12 protein-coding genes are annotated in these 22,811 nt (G+C 55.6%); 1 reads left to right on the top strand and 11 read right to left on the bottom strand.

Annotated features, from left to right (window positions below):
- Nucleotides 1–36: 36 nt before the first annotated feature.
- The 6 genes from AC4FIC_RS02150 to AC4FIC_RS02125 form a co-directional block, all read right to left on the bottom strand.
- Nucleotides 37–1,905, bottom strand: a complete 1,869-nt coding sequence (locus tag AC4FIC_RS02150; protein ID WP_100258199.1) for an AMP-binding protein — start codon at nt 1,903–1,905, stop codon at nt 37–39.
- Between the two features lie 169 nt (nt 1,906–2,074).
- Entirely contained in the window at nt 2,075–4,897 is a 2,823-nt protein-coding gene (locus AC4FIC_RS02145; protein ID WP_100258200.1) for a CHASE domain-containing protein, read from the bottom strand.
- A gap of 172 nt (nt 4,898–5,069) precedes the next feature.
- Complete coding sequence (gene cdd / locus AC4FIC_RS02140; RefSeq protein ID WP_100258201.1) at nt 5,070–5,471, bottom strand: cytidine deaminase; 402 nt, start codon at nt 5,469–5,471, stop codon at nt 5,070–5,072.
- A 17-nt stretch (nt 5,472–5,488) separates the two neighbouring features.
- On the bottom strand, nt 5,489–6,199 hold the full coding sequence (gene deoD, locus AC4FIC_RS02135; protein WP_100258202.1) for a purine-nucleoside phosphorylase: 711 nt from the start codon (nt 6,197–6,199) through the stop codon (nt 5,489–5,491).
- Nucleotides 6,200–6,323: 124 nt separating this feature from the next.
- Nucleotides 6,324–7,760: an ATP-binding protein gene (locus AC4FIC_RS02130; protein ID WP_476194266.1), complete on the bottom strand. Its 1,437-nt coding sequence runs from the start codon at nt 7,758–7,760 to the stop codon at nt 6,324–6,326.
- Between the two features lie 13 nt (nt 7,761–7,773).
- Nucleotides 7,774–8,496: a response regulator gene (locus tag AC4FIC_RS02125; protein ID WP_100258204.1), complete on the bottom strand. Its 723-nt coding sequence runs from the start codon at nt 8,494–8,496 to the stop codon at nt 7,774–7,776.
- Nucleotides 8,497–8,725: 229 nt separating this feature from the next.
- Between AC4FIC_RS02125 and AC4FIC_RS02120 the strand changes: the two genes are divergently transcribed.
- Entirely contained in the window at nt 8,726–11,521 is a 2,796-nt protein-coding gene (locus AC4FIC_RS02120; protein WP_490359370.1) for a class I adenylate cyclase domain-containing protein, read from the top strand.
- A 43-nt stretch (nt 11,522–11,564) separates the two neighbouring features.
- On the opposite strand, the gene AC4FIC_RS02115 is transcribed toward AC4FIC_RS02120, so the two are convergent.
- The 5 genes from AC4FIC_RS02115 to AC4FIC_RS02095 are packed head-to-tail and all read right to left on the bottom strand — an operon-like array spanning nt 11,565 to nt 22,768.
- Entirely contained in the window at nt 11,565–12,041 is a 477-nt protein-coding gene (locus AC4FIC_RS02115) for a chemotaxis protein CheW (RefSeq protein ID WP_100258206.1), read from the bottom strand.
- Nucleotides 12,042–12,057: 16 nt separating this feature from the next.
- Complete coding sequence (locus AC4FIC_RS02110) at nt 12,058–13,083, bottom strand: chemotaxis protein CheB (protein WP_100258207.1); 1,026 nt, start codon at nt 13,081–13,083, stop codon at nt 12,058–12,060.
- 13 nt (nt 13,084–13,096) lie between these two features.
- The gene (locus AC4FIC_RS02105) at nt 13,097–19,777 is read right to left on the bottom strand and encodes an Hpt domain-containing protein (protein ID WP_476194265.1); all 6,681 of its coding nucleotides are present in this window, start codon (nt 19,775–19,777) and stop codon (nt 13,097–13,099) included.
- Nucleotides 19,778–19,793: 16 nt separating this feature from the next.
- Complete coding sequence (locus tag AC4FIC_RS02100) at nt 19,794–20,642, bottom strand: CheR family methyltransferase (RefSeq protein WP_273284797.1); 849 nt, start codon at nt 20,640–20,642, stop codon at nt 19,794–19,796.
- 29 nt (nt 20,643–20,671) lie between these two features.
- Entirely contained in the window at nt 20,672–22,768 is a 2,097-nt protein-coding gene (locus AC4FIC_RS02095; protein WP_100258210.1) for a methyl-accepting chemotaxis protein, read from the bottom strand.
- Between the last annotated feature and the right edge of the window lie 43 nt (nt 22,769–22,811).

The following is a 22,811-nucleotide window of genomic DNA, read 5'->3' as shown; positions in this document are numbered from 1 at the left end:
CCGACCTCATCGACACAGGATACCGGCGCGAATTGCCTAGCGGAAGTGCTGCTGAATTTCATCCAGTGCCGCCGGATCTTCAATGGTTGACGGAATCTGGTAGTCTTCCCCATCGGCCATCTTACGCATGGTCGCGCGCAAAATTTTACCCGAGCGGGTCTTCGGCAATCGATCGACGATCATCACTTGCTTGAGGCAGGCGATGGCACCTACCTCATTGCGCACCTTGGCGACCAGGGCCCGCTCCAAGTCATCCAAGTCTGGGTAGACACCATCCTTGAGGACGGCAAATCCGAGCGGTATCTGCCCCTTGAGATCGTCTGCCACACCGATCACGGCGCACTCGGCGACCATCTCATGACCGCCCAGGACCGCCTCCAGTTCGCCGGTCGACAGGCGATGGCCGGCCACATTGATCACATCGTCAATCCGCCCCATCACGAAGATGTAGCCGTCCTCGTCTTTGTAACCGCCATCACCGGAGGCATAGAAGCCGGTAAACTGCTTTAGGTAGGCCGATTCGAAGCGCGCCTGATTGCGCCAGATGGTGGTCAGACACCCGGGCGGCAACGGCAGTTGCAAGGCGATATAGCCCTGTACACCGGGTGCGCAGATGCGTCCTTCGCCATCGAGAATTTCAACATTGAAGCCCGGCATCGGCTTGCAGGAACTGCCGGCCTTGGTCGGGAAGCGTTCTAAGCCGAGCGGATTACCGGTGATCGCCCAGCCGGTTTCGGTTTGCCACCAATGGTCGATGACTGGCTTTTGGCTGTGCTGTTCAGTCCAGGCCAGCGTCGGCGGGTCGAGTCGTTCACCGGCCATAAAGATGGTCGCCAAGGAGGACAGATCGTAGTCCTTGATCAGGACGCCGTCCGGATCGGTCTTGCGGATGGCCCGAAACGCCGTCGGTGCGGCAAACAGCACCTTGACCCGGTGGTCTTGCACCACCCGCCAGAATGCACCGGCGTCGGGCGTACCGACCGGTTTGCCCTCGTACATCAGGGTGGTACAACCGCGCAATAGGGGGGCATAGACAATATAGGAATGACCGACCACCCAGCCGACATCCGATGCCGCCCAAAAGACCTCGCCAGGCGCCGTATCATAGAGCGCCGCCATCGAATAGTGCAGCGCAACGGCGTGTCCGCCGTGATCGCGCACAACCCCCTTGGGCTGGCCAGTGGTGCCGGAGGTATAAAGGATATAGAGCGGATCGGTTGCCTGGAGCACAACGCAGTCGGCCGGCTCGGCTACGACAAGCAGATCCTGCCAGCGGACAAAGTCGGCTTCGGTGATCGGTTGCTCGGGTCGCTCCCAAACCACCACCTGCTCGGGCTGGTGTTCGGCCAACTGTAAGGCGCTGCGCAGCAAGGGTTGATACTGCACGATCTTGTTAACCTCAAGGCCACAGGTCGCTGCCAGCACCACTTTCGGTTGGGCATCGTCGATGCGCACAGCGAGCTCATTAGCGGCAAAGCCGCCGAAGACTACCGAGTGGATTGCACCGAGGCGGGCACAGGCCAGCATCGCAATGGTAGCCTGGGGAATCATCGGCATATAGATCACCACCCGATCGCCCTTCTCAACCCCGAGCTGACGCAACAGGCCGGCGCACCGACGTACCTCTTCCAGCAAGTCGTTATAGGTGAATTTTTGCACCCGACCGGCCAAGGGTGAATCGTAAATCAGGGCAAGCTGCTCGCCTCGACCCGCGTCGACATGGGCATCTACAGCCAGATAGGCGGTGTTGAGTTGACCGTCGGCAAACCAGCGCTGCTGGCCATCAGCCTGAGTGGTTAACCCCAAACTGGGCAGCGTATGCCACGCCAGCTGACGTGCTTGGGTTAACCAAAATTGATCCGCCTGAACGCGGGCTAACTGATGCTCTGTTGCGTAAGTACTCATAGGCTATCTTTCCTGTAGCAGGTCGTTTTTTATTATTTTGTCTACAATACATCGGACTTATAGGGAATTTATGCGCTAGAAATGCGTAGATATCAACATATTGTTGACAATTAAGACCAATGTCTAGGTCGTGACGTCTGAGGCCTTGGGCTGCGTGAGCGCCCAATTTTCAACCAATGCGCGCTAGAATTTTGTCGACCATGGTCCGAATATTGAGCGGCTTGCCGATATGATCGTCCATTCCGGCGGCTAAGCAGCGGGCGATATCATCGTCCATCACATTGGCCGTCATGGCTATTAGCGGCAGTTCGTTGACAGCGCCGGGCAACAGACGAATTTTACGAGCCAACTCGCAACCGTCCATGCCAGGCATCTGTATATCCAACAGGATCAGGTCGAAGTCGGCACCCGACTGCAGGATCTCTAGGGCGTGAAAGCCGTCAACGGCTAAGGTGATCTCCGCGCCCATCGATCGCAACAGCCCTTCGGCCACCACCCGGTTGATAATATTGTCTTCCACGACCAACAATGCCAGCCCCTTGAGCGCCTCTTTGGTCATGTCCGGAGGTGACGCCGATGGGATGGCCGCACCATAAACTCGCACAGCCGACGTATTTTGGGCAGAGGACTGCTGAACGTTCAATCCGTTTTGGCTGACCGCGTCTATCTGACGGCCATCTGCGGTGGTTATTTGAAACATCAGCCGGACGACAAATTGACTGCCCACGTCCAGGTCGCTGTGCACATCGATCTCCCCTCCCATTAAATCGACGAGCTGACGGCTGATATTCAGACCCAATCCCGTGCCGCCGTATTTTCGTGCGGTCGAGGCATCGGCCTGACGAAATGATTCAAACAAATGGCCCTGTTCATCGGGAGAAATGCCGATGCCGGTATCGCTCACCGTTAATTCTAGGGCGATGTGTTCCAGTGTCCGGGTGATAACAACCAGCTCGACAGTAACCCCGCCCTGGTCGGTGAATTTAACGGCGTTGCTGCACAAGTTCAGCAGAACCTGCTCCACACGCAGCGCATCGCCAAGCACGGTTTCAGGCAGGGCCGTCGGAACCGTTACCACAAAATACAGCCCTTTCTGAACAGCCTGAATGGCAAAGATCGCATGCATCTTGTCCAGGATGTTATTGAGGGAGAAAGGGGTGGTTTCGACCTCCAACTTACCCAAAGCAATTTTTTCATAATCGAGGGTATGATTGATCAGTCCCAATAGGGTGTTCGACGCCATTTGCGACTTACCCAGATAATCGCTTTGTTGGGCCGTTAATGGGGTCATCAGGCACAGTTCATTGAGCCCAATAATAGCGTTGAGCGGAGTGCGGAACTCATGACTCATGTTGGCCAAAAAATTGGATTTGGCGGCATTGGCCTCTATCGCAGCCTGGGTCGCCTGCATTAGATCGTCAGTTTTTCGGGCAACCTCATGGCGAATATTTTCGGTGGTGGCCGCTAACATTAGAATTACTGAATTCAATAGGGCCGCAATCAGAAAGCCCGCGGTGAGGATAATCCAACTGGTCCAATCCTTATGATAGAGACCGAATTTTTCACTCACAAAGAAGGTGAGCTGATAGTGCCGTTGGCCGAAGAAAAGGCTATAGGTAACTGGCTCAAACCCCTCGACGGCAATCAAAGTCGATTCCTGTAATGGCTGCCGGCCGTCGGTGATATCGTGGAGATCGATACCGATGCCAATCTTCTCGGCTTCGCGTTGCGCTCCCCGCAGCACGGCGCCAATCCGAAAACCACCGCCCACATAACCTAGCAGTTCCTTTTCAGGTCCACTCAAGAAGGCCAATTGTGTAGATCGAAACACCGGTAGATAAAGGATAAAACCCAACGTGCCATCCAGCTCTTGGACCAACTGAATGGGTGCCGTGGCCACGCTCTGATTCTGCTCAAATGCCTGAGTCAGGGCCAGCAAGCGCGACGGAATGGCCCCCAAGTTCAAACCGAAGGCCCTTTTATTAAGCGCAAATGGATAGATATAGACCACCGGGTAGTAAATGTCTTGTGGCCCAGCAGGCACCGTCCCATTCGGACTCGGCTCGGTAAAGGTAAAGTCCGGAAAACCTTGGGCGCGCACGTCCGCCTCGACGGACGCCCGCTCAATGCGGTGGACAATCGGGGTCCAACCAACAACTTGAAAGGTGGGGTCACCGGTATTGATGGTGGCCGAAAAAGCGGCGAAGTCGTCGGCCGATACATAGCTGGAGGCTTGAAAAAAGGCCGAGTAGGCCAGTAATTTATTGGCAGAATCCCTTAAACGCCGTTCTACATTCAGATGCAATCGCTGGGCAAGTTCGCTCATTTCGGTGCTTTGATTCTGCCGATGGTGTTGCAACGACCCGAAAAAAAGCACTAGGATTGCGCTGAAAATGACCGTCATTGGCACCAGCGAGAGCAGTTTACGAGCGTTGCTCAGCCGCTGATTGGTGGACAGCAGGGTCAGAATGAGCGGGGTGAACAGCATGAGGCCAATGGCATCGCCTACCCACCAGGTTAGCCAGCTGAAGGGGAGGTTGGCGAGACTGACAAAGCCGTTTACATAAAGCGGCACCACACCAATCGTTGAGCCAATCAGACAGCTCAACGGACTGATCAAGAGCACGAACTTGAAAATATCGTGCGGCGTTGCTATGTATTGATCAGTGCTTAACAGGCGACCGAATAGCCAGCTGCCAAACAGCATCTGCAGCGTGGCACCGGTACCGGTCGTGACGGCCATCAACACGGCTGGCAAACTGAACTGGCTGAAACCTTGGGTCGCAATACCGAGATTGACGATAAAGGCACCGAGCCAGATACCTCCCACTATCGCGCGCGTGGGCATCAGGATATAGAGGCCCAATGCCAGACCGGCCGCGGGCCAGATGGCTGACGAAAAACCGGGTGGAATCACCAGCAAGAGGCCGACCCAACTGAACAAACCGTAAGCTAAGGCTGCTAACAGAAAATAATACAATCGTTGCGCCATTGACCATCACCACAGGTTGAAACCTTAATTCGGCTGCCGTGCCGCCCAGTTTTAAACCGAGTGTAGCGGATTGGTGAGCTTAGGTCGCCATTTTCACAAGGATCTAAGGCGGCACAGTGCCAATAAGGAATCTTAGGGTGGCCAACATAGTTGCGCTGCTAGCGCAGTTCGCCTAGCCGGGCAACTGAAAGCCGTCCGGCAATAGCTCGGCCACGGTCCAATCTTTTCGCTGACCCTGTCCATTGGTGGCGCTAATGATAGCGGTGGGCTTCATAAATTCGCTCATTACCTGACGGCAGCCGCCGCACGGTGAAAACAACTCGGCGCGGTCAATGAAGAGCACCAATCGGTCGATTTGCCCCGGCTTGACCCCGGCCGCGACGGCGGTGGTGATAGCATTGCGTTCGGCACACAAGCCCAGCCCATAGGAAGCGTTTTCCACATTGCAGCCGCTGAACAGGGCACCGTCGACGGTGGCCAAGGCCGCGCCGACCTGAAACTGACTGTAAGGTGCATAGGCCAGGGCCGCTCCCGCTTTGGCCAGATCATATAGGGTGGTAAAGTTATCCGTCATAAGCTGTTCCCTATGGTTTAGAGCGTGATGGCCGCATTCAGGGTGATTTCGATCATATCATTGAAGGTATTTTGCCGTTCATCGGCGCTGGCCGCTTCACCGCGCAATATGTGATCGCTCACGGTCATCACCGCCAAGGCGTTGGCGCCGTATTCGGCGGCTACGCCGTAGAGGCCGGCTGTTTCCATTTCGACGGCTAAGATGCCCATCCCGGCTAAGGTAGTCATAATGCAATCGACCGGGGTGTAGAACAGATCGGCCGAAAACACATTACCGACCCGCACCTCTATCTTGGCGTCCCGAGCGGCATTGACGGTTGCTTCCAGCAAGGGGTAACTGGCGATGGCGGAAAAATCATAGCCCTGCAAGCGGGCTCGGTTGACACCGGAGTCGGTACTGGCCCCCATGGCAACGATAACATCACGCAGTTGAATATCGTCTGCCAGGGCGCCGCAGGTGCCGACTCGGATAATGTTCTTCACACCCAATTCGGTGATCAATTCCTTGGCATAGATAGAGATCGAGGGAATTCCCATACCCGAGCCCATCACTGACAGGCGCTTGCCCTTGTATTCGCCGGTATAGGCAAACATATTGCGTACATCGTTGACACGCACCACGTTGGATAAGAAGGTTTCCGCTATATGTTGCGCCCGTAAAGGGTCTCCGGGCATTAGCACTGTTTCTGCGAAGTCACCGAGTTCTGCTTTAATATGTGGAGTAGCCATTATTGCCTCTTATAAAAACCTGACCGATTGAACAACTTGGTACTATACCCAAGATCGCCGAAAAGGCCAAGGCTGTTGAATGTCCATTAAGGGTTAATTGTTAATTAGGAATTAGAACGCGCGCTCATATGCGCGGCAATATAACCGCGGCTTCCAGGCCCGAGCCAATCCTATTGCGTAAGGTTAGACGCCCGCCATGGGCATGGGCAATGTTGCGCGCAATACTCAAGCCCAAACCGGCGCCACCGGTGTTGCGATTGCGCGATCCTTCGAGCCGCACGTAAGGTTCAAAGACCTTGTCGAGCTGCTCCTCGGGAATGCCCGGGCCCTGATCAACTATGTAGATCTTCATTTCAGCGCGACTGTCGACCACATCAAGGCGCAAACTTTTACCATAGAAAACAGCATTGTTAATCAGGTTAGAAATGCAACGTTTGAGCGCCAATGGCTTGCCAAAATAGGGCCGTTTTGCGATGCCGCGAATTTCGATCTCGGCACCCATCAGCTTGTACTCATCTTTAAAAGTGCGCATCAGTTGATTGATATTGATGGCGTGCATCCCTTCGTGGATATCGGTGCTTTTACCCAGATCCAGTGCGCCGCGCGCCATCGATTCCAGTTCCTCCAAATCGCCAATCATCTTGCGTTTGGTGTCGGAGTCGTCCATCAGTTCGGAGCGCAAGCGCAGCCGGGTAATGGGGGTTTTTAAGTCGTGGGAAATGGCCGAGAACATCCGCTCCCGATCCTCAATAAAACGCACCACCCGTTCCTGCATAAAGTTAAAGGCCATCGCCGTTTCGCGCACCTCTCGGGTGCCTTCAATCTGGAGCGAGCGGATATCGTACTCTATATCGGTGCCTAAGCGCCGTGCCGCGCGCGATAACTTGACCAGCGGCCGGGTCAACCAACGCACCAGCACCCAGCTAATTGCCAGCAGGACGACGAGCATAATGGATAAGAACAGCAATTGATCGGCACCCAAGTAGCGACTCTCATTGAGGTAATAGGGGTCGGACAAGAGGCCGGCCAAGTAAAGCCATTCACCCTCACCGACCAGTACCTGGGCCACCAGAACCGGTGCCGATTCAGGCTCACGGATCAGGGTATTTTGCGCCCAACGGGGCGGCAAATCGACCAAGCGAATGTCTTTTTTGTAGACCCGCAACTCGGTCGGATCAGCAAACTCGACGCTCAGACCCTCCAGCCTCTGACCCAATTTTTCCTCGATGGCCGCGAGGAAGTTATCGATAAACTCTCGCTTTAGATCGGAATCGATGAAGGGGTCAATGTTGATAAATTTTTTGTTAATGGAGACCAGATAACGGGAGCCGCCCATATCGCGGAATTGGTTGAGAATAATATGGCGATACTCGGTCGGGTAGGCACGAATAAATTCCATCGTCGAACCCACTGAAAATGCCATGTCCCGGGCCATCTCACGCCCCTGTGCCAGTCGTTTGGACTCCAGCACGGTATACCAAAGGTAGTTGCTGAGCAGAAAGGACGATATCAGGCCGCCTACCATCAGGACCAAGAAGCGGGCATAGAGTGACGAAATCATAAACAAGGGCGGCCTACTTAGCCGGTTCGACGGGTGTGGTTAATATATAACCGGCACCGCGCACGGTTTTGATCATCTGGGGCGACTTGCCGTCGTCGCGCAAGCGGCTACGCAGCCGACTGATCTGCACATCAATGGAACGGTCGAAGGGCGACGAATCACGCCCGCGCAGATGCAAGGACAGATCGTCCCGGCTCAATACCTGGCCCGGTCGCGACAGGAATAACCGCAACAGATTGAAATCGGCCCCATTCAAGGACTCGGGGGGCTCGTCAGCATACTGCAATTCTCGATTCGCGGCGTGCAGCGTGAACGCGCCGAAACGCAGCGTATCCAGCGGCTGAACCTTGCTTTTGGTCTCGTCAAAACGGCGCAGGACCGCTTTGATTCGCGCCAACAGTTCGCGCGGATTGAAGGGTTTGCCGACGTAGTCATCGGCACCGAGCTCCAAACCGATGATGCGATCGGTCTCATCGGATCCGGCGGTGAGCATAATGATGGGGATGCTAGATTGGGCACGAATTTCCTGGCACAGAACGAAGCCATCGTCACCGGGTAGCATGATGTCGAGGACGATTAAATCGAACTGTTCGGCAGCCATAAGGTGACGCATCGCGTTACCTTCTGCGGCCACGGCGACGGTAAAGCCATTTTTTTGCAGATAAACGGCGAGTAGCTCGCGAATTTCCTGGTCATCATCAACCACCAGCAGTTTTTTTGGATGCTCTGAAGTCATATTACCCACTTTCAGTCGGTGGACGGTATGCCATAACCGCCCGGCCTCGTTCACGGCCCATATAAATGCCTAACCCATCTTAGTGCCAGAAGCCTATTGGGCCTAATTATTTTATGAGACGGGCAACTTTAACAGATCCGAACGGAAATACTCAACTACGCTGGGTGCTAGTGTATGCGCTCGGGTCTCCTAACCCGGTGCCCTGACTCAGGATAAAGGCCTTTGCCGCATGACTGATACCTGGCCCCACCCAGACACGACTGGTTTCATCCACAGTGGTGCTGCCTCGGCAGACCATATTCGACATGTTTTGAGCCGATTTACGCAGGCAAATGACGGCCGTCTGGCGCGTTGTCGGGACGACTTGAAGCCCAAGCAACAGCAGGCCTTTGATCTATTACCGCTGTTGTTTCACCTGAGCCATCAGAGCCTACCGGGCTATTCAGGCGACCCCCATTGTCCAACCGGCATTGCCCAGTACCAGCCTGCGAAGAGCCTGCTCAAGGCGGCCCAACGACTCACCGGGGGCTTGATGAGCCAGGGTCCAGCGCTCCACAAAGCCGCTATCTCGGGCCTCTATTTGATCGGTACCGGTGGCAGTATTGGCCAAGCAATTGGCACCGAGCTGATGATATGGGTCTGTTTCGAGACCCCGCTATCGGCCCGACAGCTGGCTTTGTTGCGGGAAAAGACCGACCAACTCACCCAGTGGGCGCAAGGATTTCATCTGATGCTGCGCTTCGTGCTAGTGGATGCGCGCCATTGGCAAGTGAGCTCACATCCCTCATCGGCAGTCGGAGGCCCAAGATCTGGCAGCGATGGCCGGCGGCTCGATGAATTCTACCAAACGGCACAGGTCTTGGCGGGTGTATACCCCGCCTGGTGGTTGGTACCGACGGCTTATGAAGGCGATTATGCGGCAACATTGCAGGCGCTTTATCACACTGGGGCGGTCGATAAATCTCAGTGCATCGATTTTGGCGGGCTCGGCGCATTGGCCAGCGACGATTTTGCCGGCGCCGGCCTTCGGCAAATTTATCAAGCGATCGACTCGCCCTATCAATCGGTATTAATGCTAATTTTACTGGAAATCTATGCGCGCCAGTTGCCCCATATCGACTGCCTGGCACAGGCTTATAAAAACAGAATTTATCGCATGCAGCTCTCGCTCGATGATCTCGATCCCTATGTCATGCTGTACCAGAAAATAGAATCCTATCTGTTGGCACATGACCAAACTAAGCGGCTGGAGTTGATTCGACGCTGCTTTTATTTCAAGGTTGGCCTCAAGCTGTCGCAACGCACGCACGCGCTCGGGTGGCGCCATAAATTAATGGACAACTTGGTGCAGTCCTGGGGTTGGTCGGCGGCCGCGCTCAAACATCTGGACGCCGTCCGAGCGTGGACCATCGAAGATATGTTGACGGAACGCCGGCTATTAATTGCTGAGCTGACCCAAAGCTATAGGGCCCTGTGTCAATATTCGCCCAGTCAGCCGCCCAGTGACGGCCTATCTCGAGCGGACCGACTGAGCCTCAATCGCAAATTACACGCCGCATTCGATCGGCGTCAGGGTAAGATCAACTTTATCCACATCGGCTTGGATGTCGACCTCAGTAACCAACGAGTTCACCTCTATGAACGCGCCAGCCGAGAAGATCCGGGCGTCTACCAATGGGGCGTGTACGATCGGCCGATGAGCCAACAGTCGCGTACCCCAGCACTCAAATCGGCCAATGGTTTGGTGGAAGCATTGCTCTGGTGCCATCTAAATGGCCTGCTCACGGCTGCGCTGCAGGTTCCCATCTTTCCCGCCCGGCATGAGGTCAACGACGATGAGGTTCGCACGGCGTTGACTGCGCTTCGAAACCAGGTACCCAACCCAAGACCGCACACCGAAGCGCACTGCTTTGATCGGCCGGCGCGGGTGACTCGGGTCTTGCTGATTATTAATCTCGGATGCGATCCGCGCCAGTCTCGTTCGGACAGCTCGGTGCACAGTCTCGATCAGGTACTGGTGAACAGTTGGGGCGAGGTCGAGGTCGAACGGTTTGCCACGCAGGATGCGCTGGCCAAGGGGCTGAAATCGCTCCTGAATCGAATCCATGCGCAGGCACCCGATGACCTTCCGGCGTTGGTCACCCTGTGTCCCAGTCAGGTCGAGCCTTCAGTATTGGCGCTGCGCGTTGACGCCCTTATGCAAGCTGCTTTGGCGGCATTGTGCAGCATCGGACAGCCACCAAATAACCGATTCATCTGTCGTATTGGCAATCGCTATTTGCTCTATCAGGCCCATAACCGAACGATTGGCTATGTTCCGACCGACAGTCTGGACGAGCTTCGAATGCAACTGGCGCTTGAACAGGCGGACTATAGCCGGCTTATCTTCGATCGCCAGTTTGCTCTGGATCACCCCCTCTGGGCCAAACTCTACCGTTTACACCGCCCGCATGCCGTTCTGTTGGCCTGTGAAAAACGCCACCAGCAGGCGACCCTGTATCTAATCGATGAGCAAGGCTCGTTGCTGGTTTTCAAACAGCCAGTGCGCAATCTGGCAACCCTGTGGGCGCCGTTGTTGCAGTTTTTGCACGCCACCGATCAGCGCCGCTCCGGCATAGATGACCGCAAACCCAAGGCGGACAACCATTTCGTGCAAATTGAGCGCAGCCCGGGGCGCTTTGATCTGAAGAAAACAGGGCTCAATGATTGGGCCCAGGCTGCGCACTTTATCGGCATCGGGGTGACTGTCACACTGTCTGCACAGGGTGGTTATGACTATCGAGTGGTCTGTGGTGAGCAAGAATTTCACAGCCCGGCCTGGGGCGACTTATTTTACCGCGCAATCGCGTCCTATGGGCTCGGTTTGGACCCCTCGCGAGCGAACCCGGAGATCTACATCATCGACCTGGCCTTAACGTCTGCGGTAATTGACCACCTACCCCTGGGCCGGGACCAAACGATGCATTACCTGCAGTTTAAATTGAAACTCGAACGGCGCATTCATGCCGCCCAAGCAGACCTCTAGCGACGCCCCGATCCTGTTGCGCCGACCGGACGGCCGCGAACGTTTAGAGCTTGTCCAAGAGCGCTTCGAGGTAATCCATGTCTGGAATAACCGCCTTACCTAGTTGCGTGATAACAGCCATCCTTTCGCCCTGCCCCAAACTGGCCAGTTTGTCCTCTTGCACGTCTGCCGCGGTTAACTTGATCATGCGCGGAATGCCCTGCACCAAAATAGCAAAATATTTAAAGCGCGACTGACCGCTGGCCGCATTGAGCACCGCGAGGCGGGCCTGTTCGGAATCGCGGCCATGGATTTCGCTGTTGGCAATTTCAAAACTCATCACCGGAACCTGCTCACCACGCCACAGGATTGAACCGAGCGCCCACGACGGCGCCTCGGGCAATGGGCTGATCATCTGCAGGGCGACCACCTCGGCGATAACAATATTGGGCACCAGCAGACTTTTATTGTGCACCGGAATCAAGAGACTGGCGACCAAATCCGTTATGGACTGTGCCTTGAGTTGTGATGGCGTTTTCATAGGATTTTTCCTTAAGCTAGGCCGTTTGCGTTTGTCGCTGCGCCAGCCAGACGATTAATTTTTCGGCCAATTGAGCCGGCGAACCGCGCCAATCGACGCTGCCGGCTTGGTCAGCGGCATCGGGCATTGAACTTTGCACACAACTCTCGGTGGCCTGGGCCCATACGGTGCCACCCATCTCCTTAACCAGGGCCGAACCCAGGGTGCCATCGCTGCCCATACCGCTGAAGATAATCGCGTTGCATTGACGACCGAAATGCTCGGCAGCGTTTTTCAATAACTGATCGTGACTGGGACCGTAGGGGCCGCTCCATTCTCGGTCCTGCCAGAGTACCGCTGGATGGTTGGCAAACAGAATCTCGTGATCTACTGGCACCACAGCCACCTGGCCATTGACCAATGACAGGCCGTGTTCGGCATAGGTCATAGTCAGCGCGGCGTGACGACCAACCGACTGCACCAAGGCCGCTAAACAGCCGGCATCTATATGCTGGGCATACAAAAAGGTGGCCGGTATGTCGAGCGGCAACAGATCGAGAAAATCCTTAACCGCTTGCGGACCGCCCAAGGACGCGCACAACACCCAGATCGGGCCTAAGTCCGGATTGGGTGCATTCTTTAATGACTCCGGCAATTCGAAGCGCGGTTTTTCAACGCAGCGCATCAGTACATCGAGGTCAAATTGGGGCGCGCTGACCGCCGCTTGCAAAACCGGTGCAAAGGCATGCATTTTTTTTTGCATGCGTTTGCACCAGCGGGGGTAATCTTGATGATTTTTGGCCGGTATCTGGCCGTCACCAAACAAGATAGGGGCCTGGGTTAGATCGAGAATATCCTGTAATAGCTCGCTCCATTGTCCGTCCTCGGCTAACTCGACCACCCATAAACGGATCGTTTCATTGGCCAAGAAAAGCTTATTGAGACGCTCTGGCGAGGTATTCACCGCCACTTCGTAACCGGCATCGGCAATGACCCATTCCAACTGATGCTGAGCTAAGGCGGTCGAGGCAATGATGCCAACGCGGTTGTGCTTGCCCTTCATCACCTTAGGCCCATTACCCCTTTAACAACCGTTCAATGGCGTCCAACAGTGGGCCTTCCTGGAACGGCTTACCCATATAATCGTTCACTCCGATCGACAGGGCCCGCTCGCGATGCTTACTGCCGGTGCGCGAGGTGATCATGATAATTGGGATATGGCGCAGACGGTCATCATGACGCACCCGTGAGGCTACCTCAAAGCCATCCATATAGGGCATCTCGATATCGAGTAGGATCAGATCCGGTATCTCGTCAATCATTTGGTTGATCGCATCAGCTCCGTGCTTGGCCAACAGCACCTCCATGCCATTGCGCTCCAGTAAGCGACTGGTCACCTTGCGCACGGTGACTGAATCGTCGCACACCATTATGCGTGGCGGGCCTTCTTTCTTGCGTTCCAGCTCTGCGCTCATCTGCATCAAGGACATGGCGTTCTGATGTTCAATCACCAACTCAGATCGAATTAGGGCCGCCAGATCGAGAATAACCACCACCGAGCCATCACCGAGAATGGTGGCACCGGACACGCCCTGCAGCTTGCTGAATTGAGCACCGAGTGTCTTCACCACGATCTCTTTCGAGCCCATCAAACGATCGACATGCAATGCCATGGAATGGCGCTCATCACTGCCCTTAACCAAGACCAGAGGGGCCGAGCTTTCCATCGCGGCGACATTGGGTCGCGCGCCGGTGTGCAGCAAGGAACCCATATATTCCAGTCGATAACGCTTACCGTTGTATTCGAACAAAGGCGCATTGGGCTGATAGTATTCGGCCAACTGCTTGGGGGTTACCCGTACGATGCCCTCAATCGAGGTCAGCGGCAGGGCATACAGATCGTCAAGCGTATTGACCATCAACGCCCGATTGACCGATACGGTAAAGGGCAGCCTGATAACAAAGGCGGTGCCACGGCCCAGTTGGGAGTCGATAAAGATCGAGCCCCCCAATTGTTTGACCTCAGAGTTGACCACGTCCATGCCGACGCCACGACCGGAAATTTGGGTCACCTTATCGGCGGTACTAAAACCGGCCTCCAAAATAAACTGCATGATCTCGGCTTCGTTCAGATCCGATTCGGCCTTCATCAAACCCCGTTCAATCGCCTTGGCTCGAATGCGTTCAACATCGATACCCTGACCGTCATCTGCCAAGCTCAGGACGATATCACTGCCTTCGCGAGACAGCTCCAGAACCACCTTACCCAGGCGATTTTTATTGGCCGCGAGCCGATCGTCGGGGCGCTCGATGCCGTGGTCAACGGCGTTGCGCAGCAGGTGTTCGAGCGGTGCAATCATCCGTTCCAAGACGGTCCGATCAACCTCCCCTTCGGCGTTACCGACAATAAAGTCGACGTCCTTGGCGAGATCGCCAGCCACCTGTCGGACGATACGCCGCAATCGAGGGACTAACCGATTAAACGGCACCATGCGCGTGCGCATCAGGCCTTCTTGTAATTCGGTATTAATGCGACTCTGTTGCAACAGAATGGTCTCAGCGTCGCGCGTCTTATCGGTCAGCGTGGTTTTAATATCCTGCAAGTCATAGGTGGCTTCCATCAGCGACCGGGACAGTTGCTGTATTTGCGAATATCGGTCCATCTCCAGCGGATCGAAATCTTCATAGTTGGTTTCTTCGGCGCGTTCTTGACGAAATACTATCTGCGCTTCGGTTTCCATATCGAGCCGGCGAACATGGTCGCGCAGTCGATCGATGGTTTGATCCATATCGACCAGGGTATAGGAGAAATCGCTGACTTCCTGCTCCAGCCGAGCCCGAGAAATCGACGTTTCACCGGCTAGGTTGACCAGACCTTCGAGTAGGTTGGCGGCCACCTTGACCGTCTCTTGTGGCTGGGCACGGCGCACCGCGACGCCATCCTGCGCGGCTTTTGGGATGACTGGCGAATTGGCTTTGAAGGGCAAAACCTGGGCCGAAACGGGCTCCTCGTCCGAGGCCGGCGCTCGCTCAGTGACCGGTGGTGGTGCGAAATTAGGTACGGGCGGTTCGTCAGGATCCTGCGCGGACGCCATCTGAATCACGCTGGGCCCAAAACCGCCCTCGCCGTCGTTTTCCTGCTGGTCAATGAGTGCCTGTAGCTGCTCGATATTGCGTACCATCTCATCTTGACGTGCCAAGATGCCGATAAAAAAGGCATCATCCAATGGGATTTTTTGTTGTTGGGCGCGCGTAATATGACTCTCAAAATCGTGACTCTTATCGCCCAAGTCTTTCAAACGCGCCAGACGCGAGCCACCTTTTAGGGTGTGCAGCACCCGTTTCATCTCATCGGCATGGGCTTCATTCAGGGTATCGGAGCGCCACTCTTCGATGGCATTTTCCAATTCATTTAACAGCTCACCCGCCTCCTCGATAAATATTGCCAATATATCGAAATCCAGATCCGCCGAAAGCGGCTCTACGACAGCCATCTGCGACGCGGTCGGGGTCGATGACTCGAGCGGCGGTTCCGGTGCCGATTCAGGTTTGGGTTCGGGTTCGAATTCGGGTTCAGGTTCGACGCTCTGCTCTATTGCCGGCGTTAGGATCACTGGCTGGGCGGGCGCGCCTGGATGTTTACGGAAATGACCGATGGCTGCGACCAGGTCCGGTGCGGACAAGCAACTCATGCTCGACTCGATATCGCCGACCATGGTGGCCAGTCGATCGTGGCACTGCTGCAACAGACTGATTAGGCCGGCAGAACTTTGGTATTGCCCCTGGGCCAAACCCTCATAGAGAAATTCCAGTTCGTGGGCTAGGTCGCCGAGCGGGAGTATCTCGGCCATGCGCGCGCCCCCCTTGAGGGTATGTAAATCGCGCTGTAAGGCCTCGACCTCGATGGTGTTTTGCGGATCCTGAACCCAGGCTTCCAACGATTGCTGAATACTTTCCAGTATGTCATTGGCCTCTTCCAAGAAGATTTCCACCAATTCGGCGTCACCCTCAACCGCATAACGCTGCGCCGGAACGTGTTCAAGACTCGGCGGCGCGCTATACGCTGCCTGGGGCGGTTCGATCGGTGCCGCGGCTGGCGCGCGCGAACGAGGCGGCTCAATAACCTCGTAAGGCATGGCAAACACCTCATAGAGCTGTTGCAGACGTTCCGAAAAGAGCGCATCGGTGCGAATGGACTGCCCGGCTGCCAGGCGATCCATCATCGAAATCAACGATTCATGGCCATCATGAGCCAGGCTGAAGAACTTCTCACCGAGCATGAAGGCATTGGCGTCTGCGGCTAAATAGAGCGCGCGCAGTTGCGTACTTAACTGCGAGAGGGGCAGGAGGTCGACCGCAAGCGCGGCATTGGCTAGGGTATCGAGTTCGCGCACCAAGGTCTCAGGCGCCTTGCCGGGATCCCCGCTCTGGCGCCATTGATCGAGGATGCCCTCGGCATCCATGACGATATCCATACTCTCGGATAAAAAGATCGACAACAGGCTAACATCGTCGTCTTCGCTGGCGTCATCCGCTGCCAGTAGGTTACGGCGCAGGGTGTTGACCTGTTCAATATAACCCTCGATCGACGCCGCGGCCGGTCCCGCCGGATCTATACCGGCCGACTCTTTTACCAACACCACCATGGCGCTGAGCACGGACAGAAACGCCGGCGTCGCCAAATCACCGCGTTCTTGCAGATCCTTGACCAACAGTTCCAGCGGCGTAACCGCCTCGGCAATGCGGTCCATGCTCGCCATATGCGCAGAGCCCTTCATGGTGTGTAAGGCGCGCTGGAGGGCGTCGGGTAATTTGCGGCCTAAGGGACTGTCGGCTAGATAGTTATCGACAAATTCCAAATGGGAGTCGAGTTCATTTTTAAAGATGCGCAGCAGGTTGGTGTCGTTATCGTCCGACTTGTCGGCATCGCGCTGCGCCGGCCCATTGGCTTCGTCCTGGCTCTGCTCGGCGTCGAGTGGGCCGTCGAGGGCCTCACGTTCGTATAGGTCCTCCAACTCGGTATCCATGATACCGAAGGGGTCGCCCTCGAACGGGGTGATATCTGCATCCACTTCGGCTGCTTCAGTGTCGGTCAGCTCGATAAGGTAGCTATCCTGCGCATTCGCGTCCAGATCCAAGTCGAGATCGAGCTCCGAATCCAGCGCTAGAGTCGGGTCGGGCACATCCAGCGGATCGGGCTCCGGAGCCAATAGCGTCTGATCGGGCCAGGACACCGGTTCACCCTTGGCGATGGCATGGGCGCGTTGTGCTAACTGGTCCGCGCCTGCAACATCGGGTGACTGCTTGGTCTCAAATGCCTTGACCAAGGCCGGCACCGCGGCCGCTACTTCCTCCACGACGCGAATCAGATCGGCACTGTAGGGGATGGATCCGTCGATCATGCGGTTGAGCATGTTTTCCACGGCCCACGCGGTTTCACCGACCACGGTCGCACGGACCATTCGACCGCTGCCTTTGAGCGTATGAAAAGCACGACGGAATTCGGTCAGGGCTGCCTGATTGCTACGGTCGGCCTTATATTGAGGGACAAATTCATTGATGACGGCCATGACCTCTTCGGCTTCCTCAACGAAGATCTCGAGAATTTCGTCATCGATTAGGTCATCGTCGTCTCCTTCATCTGCTTGATCTGCCTCATTTAGCTCATTCGACTCGGCAGGCTCCACCAGGGGCGTCGGTTCGACTATTATTGGGCTGTCGGCGTCGAGTTCGGCGATAGCGGCTGCCGCTTCGGGCAGAATGTCGGCCGAATCTAAGGTTAGGTCACGTTCAAATTCAACTTCATCAAATTCGCTCTGCAGATCATTCGCATCTTCGTGCTCGAGCGTAAATTCGGCCACCTCGGCTTCATCCAACTCAATCACCGTGTCCCAAGACAGCTCTTGCAGGGGCTCAGGTTCAGAGAGGTCGGGCGTGTTGAGGACAGGCTCGACGCTCTGCCACTCATCGATCACGGTCAAAACGTCGTTATCGTCGACCGACGCGTCGGTTTCCAGCCCGTTCGGGACCTGGCTCTCGGAGCTGATTGGCGCGTCTTGATCCTGCGCAATCCGGTTCAAATCCACCGTTAAGCCTAAGCTGGCAAGAGAGTGGATCGCGCGCGTTAAAATCTCGAGATTGGTGCCCGGTCCGTCTTGGGAGATTCGCTCCAGATAATATTCCACGCCCACCAGCGCATCGGCCAGTGCGTCCATCTCTTGCCAGGTCGGTTGATAGTTCTCGGCAATTAACCGGTTCTGCACATAGGTGTGCACCGACGTCAGCACTTGGGCTGCATCGATCAGCGGCACTATGGCCAAGCCCCCGCGCACGGCCCCTAGGATGGCAGGTACATCGGCCAAGAGCGTTGGGTTAAAGTGGCCGGCGATATATTCGACCACAGCGCTCTTAACCTGCTCGATGCCGGTCCGGGCTTCACGCAACACCGCTCGATGGGCATCGCTAATATCATCGGCCTGATCCGACGCGCTGTTGAGATCGGAGTCGACCCCGATACCATTCAGGGTCGCTTCAACGTACAAAAAGGCACCGGCTATATCCATCAGCATGGCGTCGTTGATCAGCGTCGGCTGGCCCTCAGCCTGACCGATAATAGCCAACTGTTCGCTCAAGACCCGGCGCGGATTCGTCAGTCCAACCAGCGCTAGGGTATCGCATAGATGCACAATGGGAAGCTTAAGGTCACTGAGACGATTGGGATCTTTGCTCTGGCCGCGCACCATCAGATCGAGCGTATCCTTGAGCCGAGCGAGCTCTTCCAGCAGAGCGGTCATGACATTGTCGACCGCGGTCCGATCCGGTCCGGCTAATCGGGCCCGTTGCGACTCAACCTCATGGCTCGGCGGTAAGGCATCTACTAGGCGATAGCGACGCTGGACCTGATCAATGCGATCAATGTTCGAGGGCCCAATCTTGGCGATGTAGAACAATAGATTTTTCAGGATGCGATCCGAGGGGAAACTCTGGGCCACTGTCAAAGGGTCTTGTGACAGGCCCTTAAGCTGACCATCGACGTCGCGCAGCACCTGCACAGTGGCCGAGGAGCGATCGATTTTACCGGTCTTCAAACCGGTCACAAAGGCATCCACAACCTGCCATAGCGAGCCTATCGGCGCGCGCTCAGTCAAGGCGGCAACGCGACCAACGGCCTTGGCCAAAAAATCGAGACTGTTGTCCAAGTCTTCGCCTTTTAGCCAGCCTAACAGTGCCAATTGATACATCTGTCGCAATTTACGCACTAACTGGGCGGTCTGCGTCTTGCCAAATCGGGATACCTCGGGCTCGCCCGCGAGACGCCGAGCGGCGGCCAAATCAGGGGCAAACAGGGAGGTTTCCGTTAACAAGGCGGCGCCGCGCGCAGCCCGTAAGTCATTCAGCAGCGGTAGCAAGACAATCGGCAAATCGTGCTGACCTTGTTTCAATTGATCCAGATAGTTGGGCAGCTGAATAATCGCTTGCATTAACAGCGCTAGATTGTCGCTGCTGCTCGGCACGGTAGCGTCGATCATAGCTTGATTGAGCTGTTCCATCTCATGAGCCAGCAACGCAGCACCGCTGAATTCAACCATCTGTAATGTGCCATACACCTGATGAATGTATGACAAGCTGAACTCCAGGCGATTAGTATCATCCGGTGCTGCAACGAACGCCTCAAGCGCAAAGCGCGTCTGCTTTAACGTTTCGAAAATCTCACCTTTGACCCATTCAAGGGCCACATAATCTCGGCGATCTGCCATGCCGATTTCCCCGTGTCTATTTACGTTTTAAATAAGCTAACGCGCGTTCACTTGGAACTCGGGTCAGAGCCGGATGAGACCAATCGCCCATCTCTCCAAGCCCGAGTACCAACATACCCCCGGGCGCCAATCGATCTGCCAACTCAGTAACAATGTCTTTTCTACGCCATTTGCGAAAATAGATCAGAACATTCTGACAATAGATCAGATCCAGATTTCGCAGTGGTGAACGCGCCAACTCCAAAAGGTTTAGTCGAACAAAACACACCCTATCTCGGACGGCCTGCACAACTTGATAATGGTCTTCACTCTGTTCAAAATACCGTTGTTCCAAGCGTTCATCGACCAGCTCAACCCGGCGTCGACCATAGACACCGGCGCGCGCCTGATCCAAGGCATTGCGACTCACGTCGGTACCGGTCACACCGAAGCGCAAGCGTGGTCGACGATCGGTCTGTTCCAGCACCTCGGCCGTTAACATGGCCAAACTGTAGGTTTCTTCGCCACTAGAACAACCCACACTCCACAAGCTCAGCGGCCCTCTTCCGGCGTCGCAGCACCTTTGAAGGTGATCGCGCACCAGGGCAAAGGCCTCTGGATCGCGAAAGAACCGTGTTTCCTGGACCGTTAAGCGATCGATCAGGCAGTTCCATTCAATTAGGCCGGCATCGCCACTGCGAACGTAGTTAAAGTAAGTCAAATAGTCGCTGAAGCCGATCTCCCGCATCCGCATTGCTAAGCAGGTTTTCAGGAAACTGCGGCGCTGCTCAGGCAATTGCAAACCCAGACGGTCCTCAATGATGTCTTGCCATGTGGCAAAGGCAACATCCGACAACGCCGGCGCTTGTTTAACCAACCTAACCATAACCCAACCTTATTGCTGCGGTTATCGCCCTAACCGACCGACACCCTGCCCTCGTCGAGGCCAGGCATGGTGAAGTTCTCCAAATCATCATCGTTTTCGGGCAACTTAAAGCCGGCTACGGAGGACTGCAGATCATTGGCCAGTTGCGCTAGGTTACCAATGGAGCGTGCGGTTGCGGTGGTTCCGGCTGATGTTTGCGAGGTGATTTCCTGAATTACGTTCATCGTATTGGAAATATGACCGGCCGAGGAGGCCTGCTGGCGTGCCGCGTTGGAAATATTTTGGATTAGGTCGGCGAGGTTTTTCGAGACGCTTTCGATTTCTTCCAATGCCACACCGGCGTCTTGCGCCAGACGAGCACCGCGCACCACTTCGGCGACCGTTTGTTCCATCGAGATAACGGCTTCATTGGTATCGTTCTGAATCGTCTTGACCAAGGCACCAATCTGTTTCGTTGCCGCTGACGATCGTTCCGCCAAGCGCTGTACTTCATCGGCGACCACCGCAAAACCCCGACCGGCATCACCGGCCATCGATGCCTGAATCGCGGCGTTCAAGGCGAGAATGTTGGTTTGGTCGGCGATGTCGTTAATCAACGAAACGATGTCGCCAATTTCCTGTGAGGACTCACCCAAGCGTTTGATCCGCTTTGAGGTCTCCTGAATCTGTTCGCGAATATTATCCATGCCGTTGATCGTGGCTTGCACCACGTCGGAGCCTTTCTTAGCGATCGCCACCGAGCGCTCGGCAACCGCCGCCGATTCCGCCGCGTTGGCGGACACCTGGTCGATGGACACGGCCATCTCGTTGACCGCCGCCGAAGCACCGGCTATCTCTTGCGCCTGATGTTCAGAGGCTTCGGCCAAATGCATGGCCGTTGCCTGGGTTTCCTGCGCCGCGGAGGAAACCTGCACGGCCGTGGTGTTAATAGACGAGACCAGCGAGCGCATCTGATCGATCGCGAAGTTGATCGAGTCGGCGATCGCTCCGGTAAAGTCTTCCGTTACCGTGGCCTGGGTGGTCAGATCGCCATCAGCCAAGTCGGCCAATTCATCGAGTAGACGCAAGATCGCATTTTGGTTTTGTTCATTGGTTTCAGCCGTTTGCTGTAAGTCGCTCTGAGTATCCCGAATAATCACGAATACCGCGCCGGCGATCAACACCAGGGCTAATAGACCCAAGACCTCAACCCAGCTTTGGCTGACAAAGCGGGTATCGCTGGCGTCCTGAATCTCGTCGGCCAGCGCCGAGGACAGCTCCAGTAACACTTGCGAATCGGAAAAAATATTACCCGAGGCTTCGCGCACCCGAAACAACTCTGGCGACGTCGCCATGATCTGCTTGACTGAACCAGACACCACATCGAAGATGCTCGCAATACGCTCCAACGAGACCGCAGCTTCGGGATCGTCTAACTTGGCTATGTCCATATTGGTATTGCCGAAACGCATACCATCGAGCACCCGTTCGAACAGAATCGCATCCCGCTCGAAGGAATCTGCCGCCATGACCGCGCCCTCGCCACCCACTAGGACCTTGTTGATAGAGCGAATGATGCGCTCGGCCAGCCAGGATTGGCGCTGAGCAACGGCCACCTGTGTCGCACCGGCGCCGTCTTCTAAGAGGATTTCGACCACCCCGTCGTATTCAACCTGCAATTCAGGGATGCGCTCGGCCAGGGTATTGGCCGTATCGTGCAGTGCCAAGATGGTCTCACGCGATGCGACAATCAGGCCAGAGGCGTCACGGACTTGCAACCAGACGTTGCCCAGGTCATTGACGTTCACCCTCGGCGCATGCGCGCCAATGGCTGGCAGCTTGCTGGCTCTGTCACCCTCTAATATATAGTTCCAGCGAATCTCAAATTCCGAACTGGCGCGCTGCAATAAGGCAAAGGCTTCGTCCTTACCGGCCGAGGCTTCCGAGGCATTCTTGGCTATTTCCTGCGACAGAACTCTCAGTTCGCCGGCATTTTCCAAAAACTCCTGGTCATTTTTGGTCAGTTCGCTGACCTCAATAAAGACCGCAACAGAGGCCACAATCACCAAACCCAAACCGATCAGCAGCGTGCTGAGAAGTCGGTTAGTACCCAAAATCGTTAAAAGGTTTCCGGCTCTTTGCTTCATATTTCGCTCCAGTTTGGCCTCAGGCTGCCATCTGCTTATCTAA

The organism is Reinekea sp., assembly GCF_982785585.1.
This window is presented reverse-complemented; position numbering and strand designations above follow the sequence as displayed.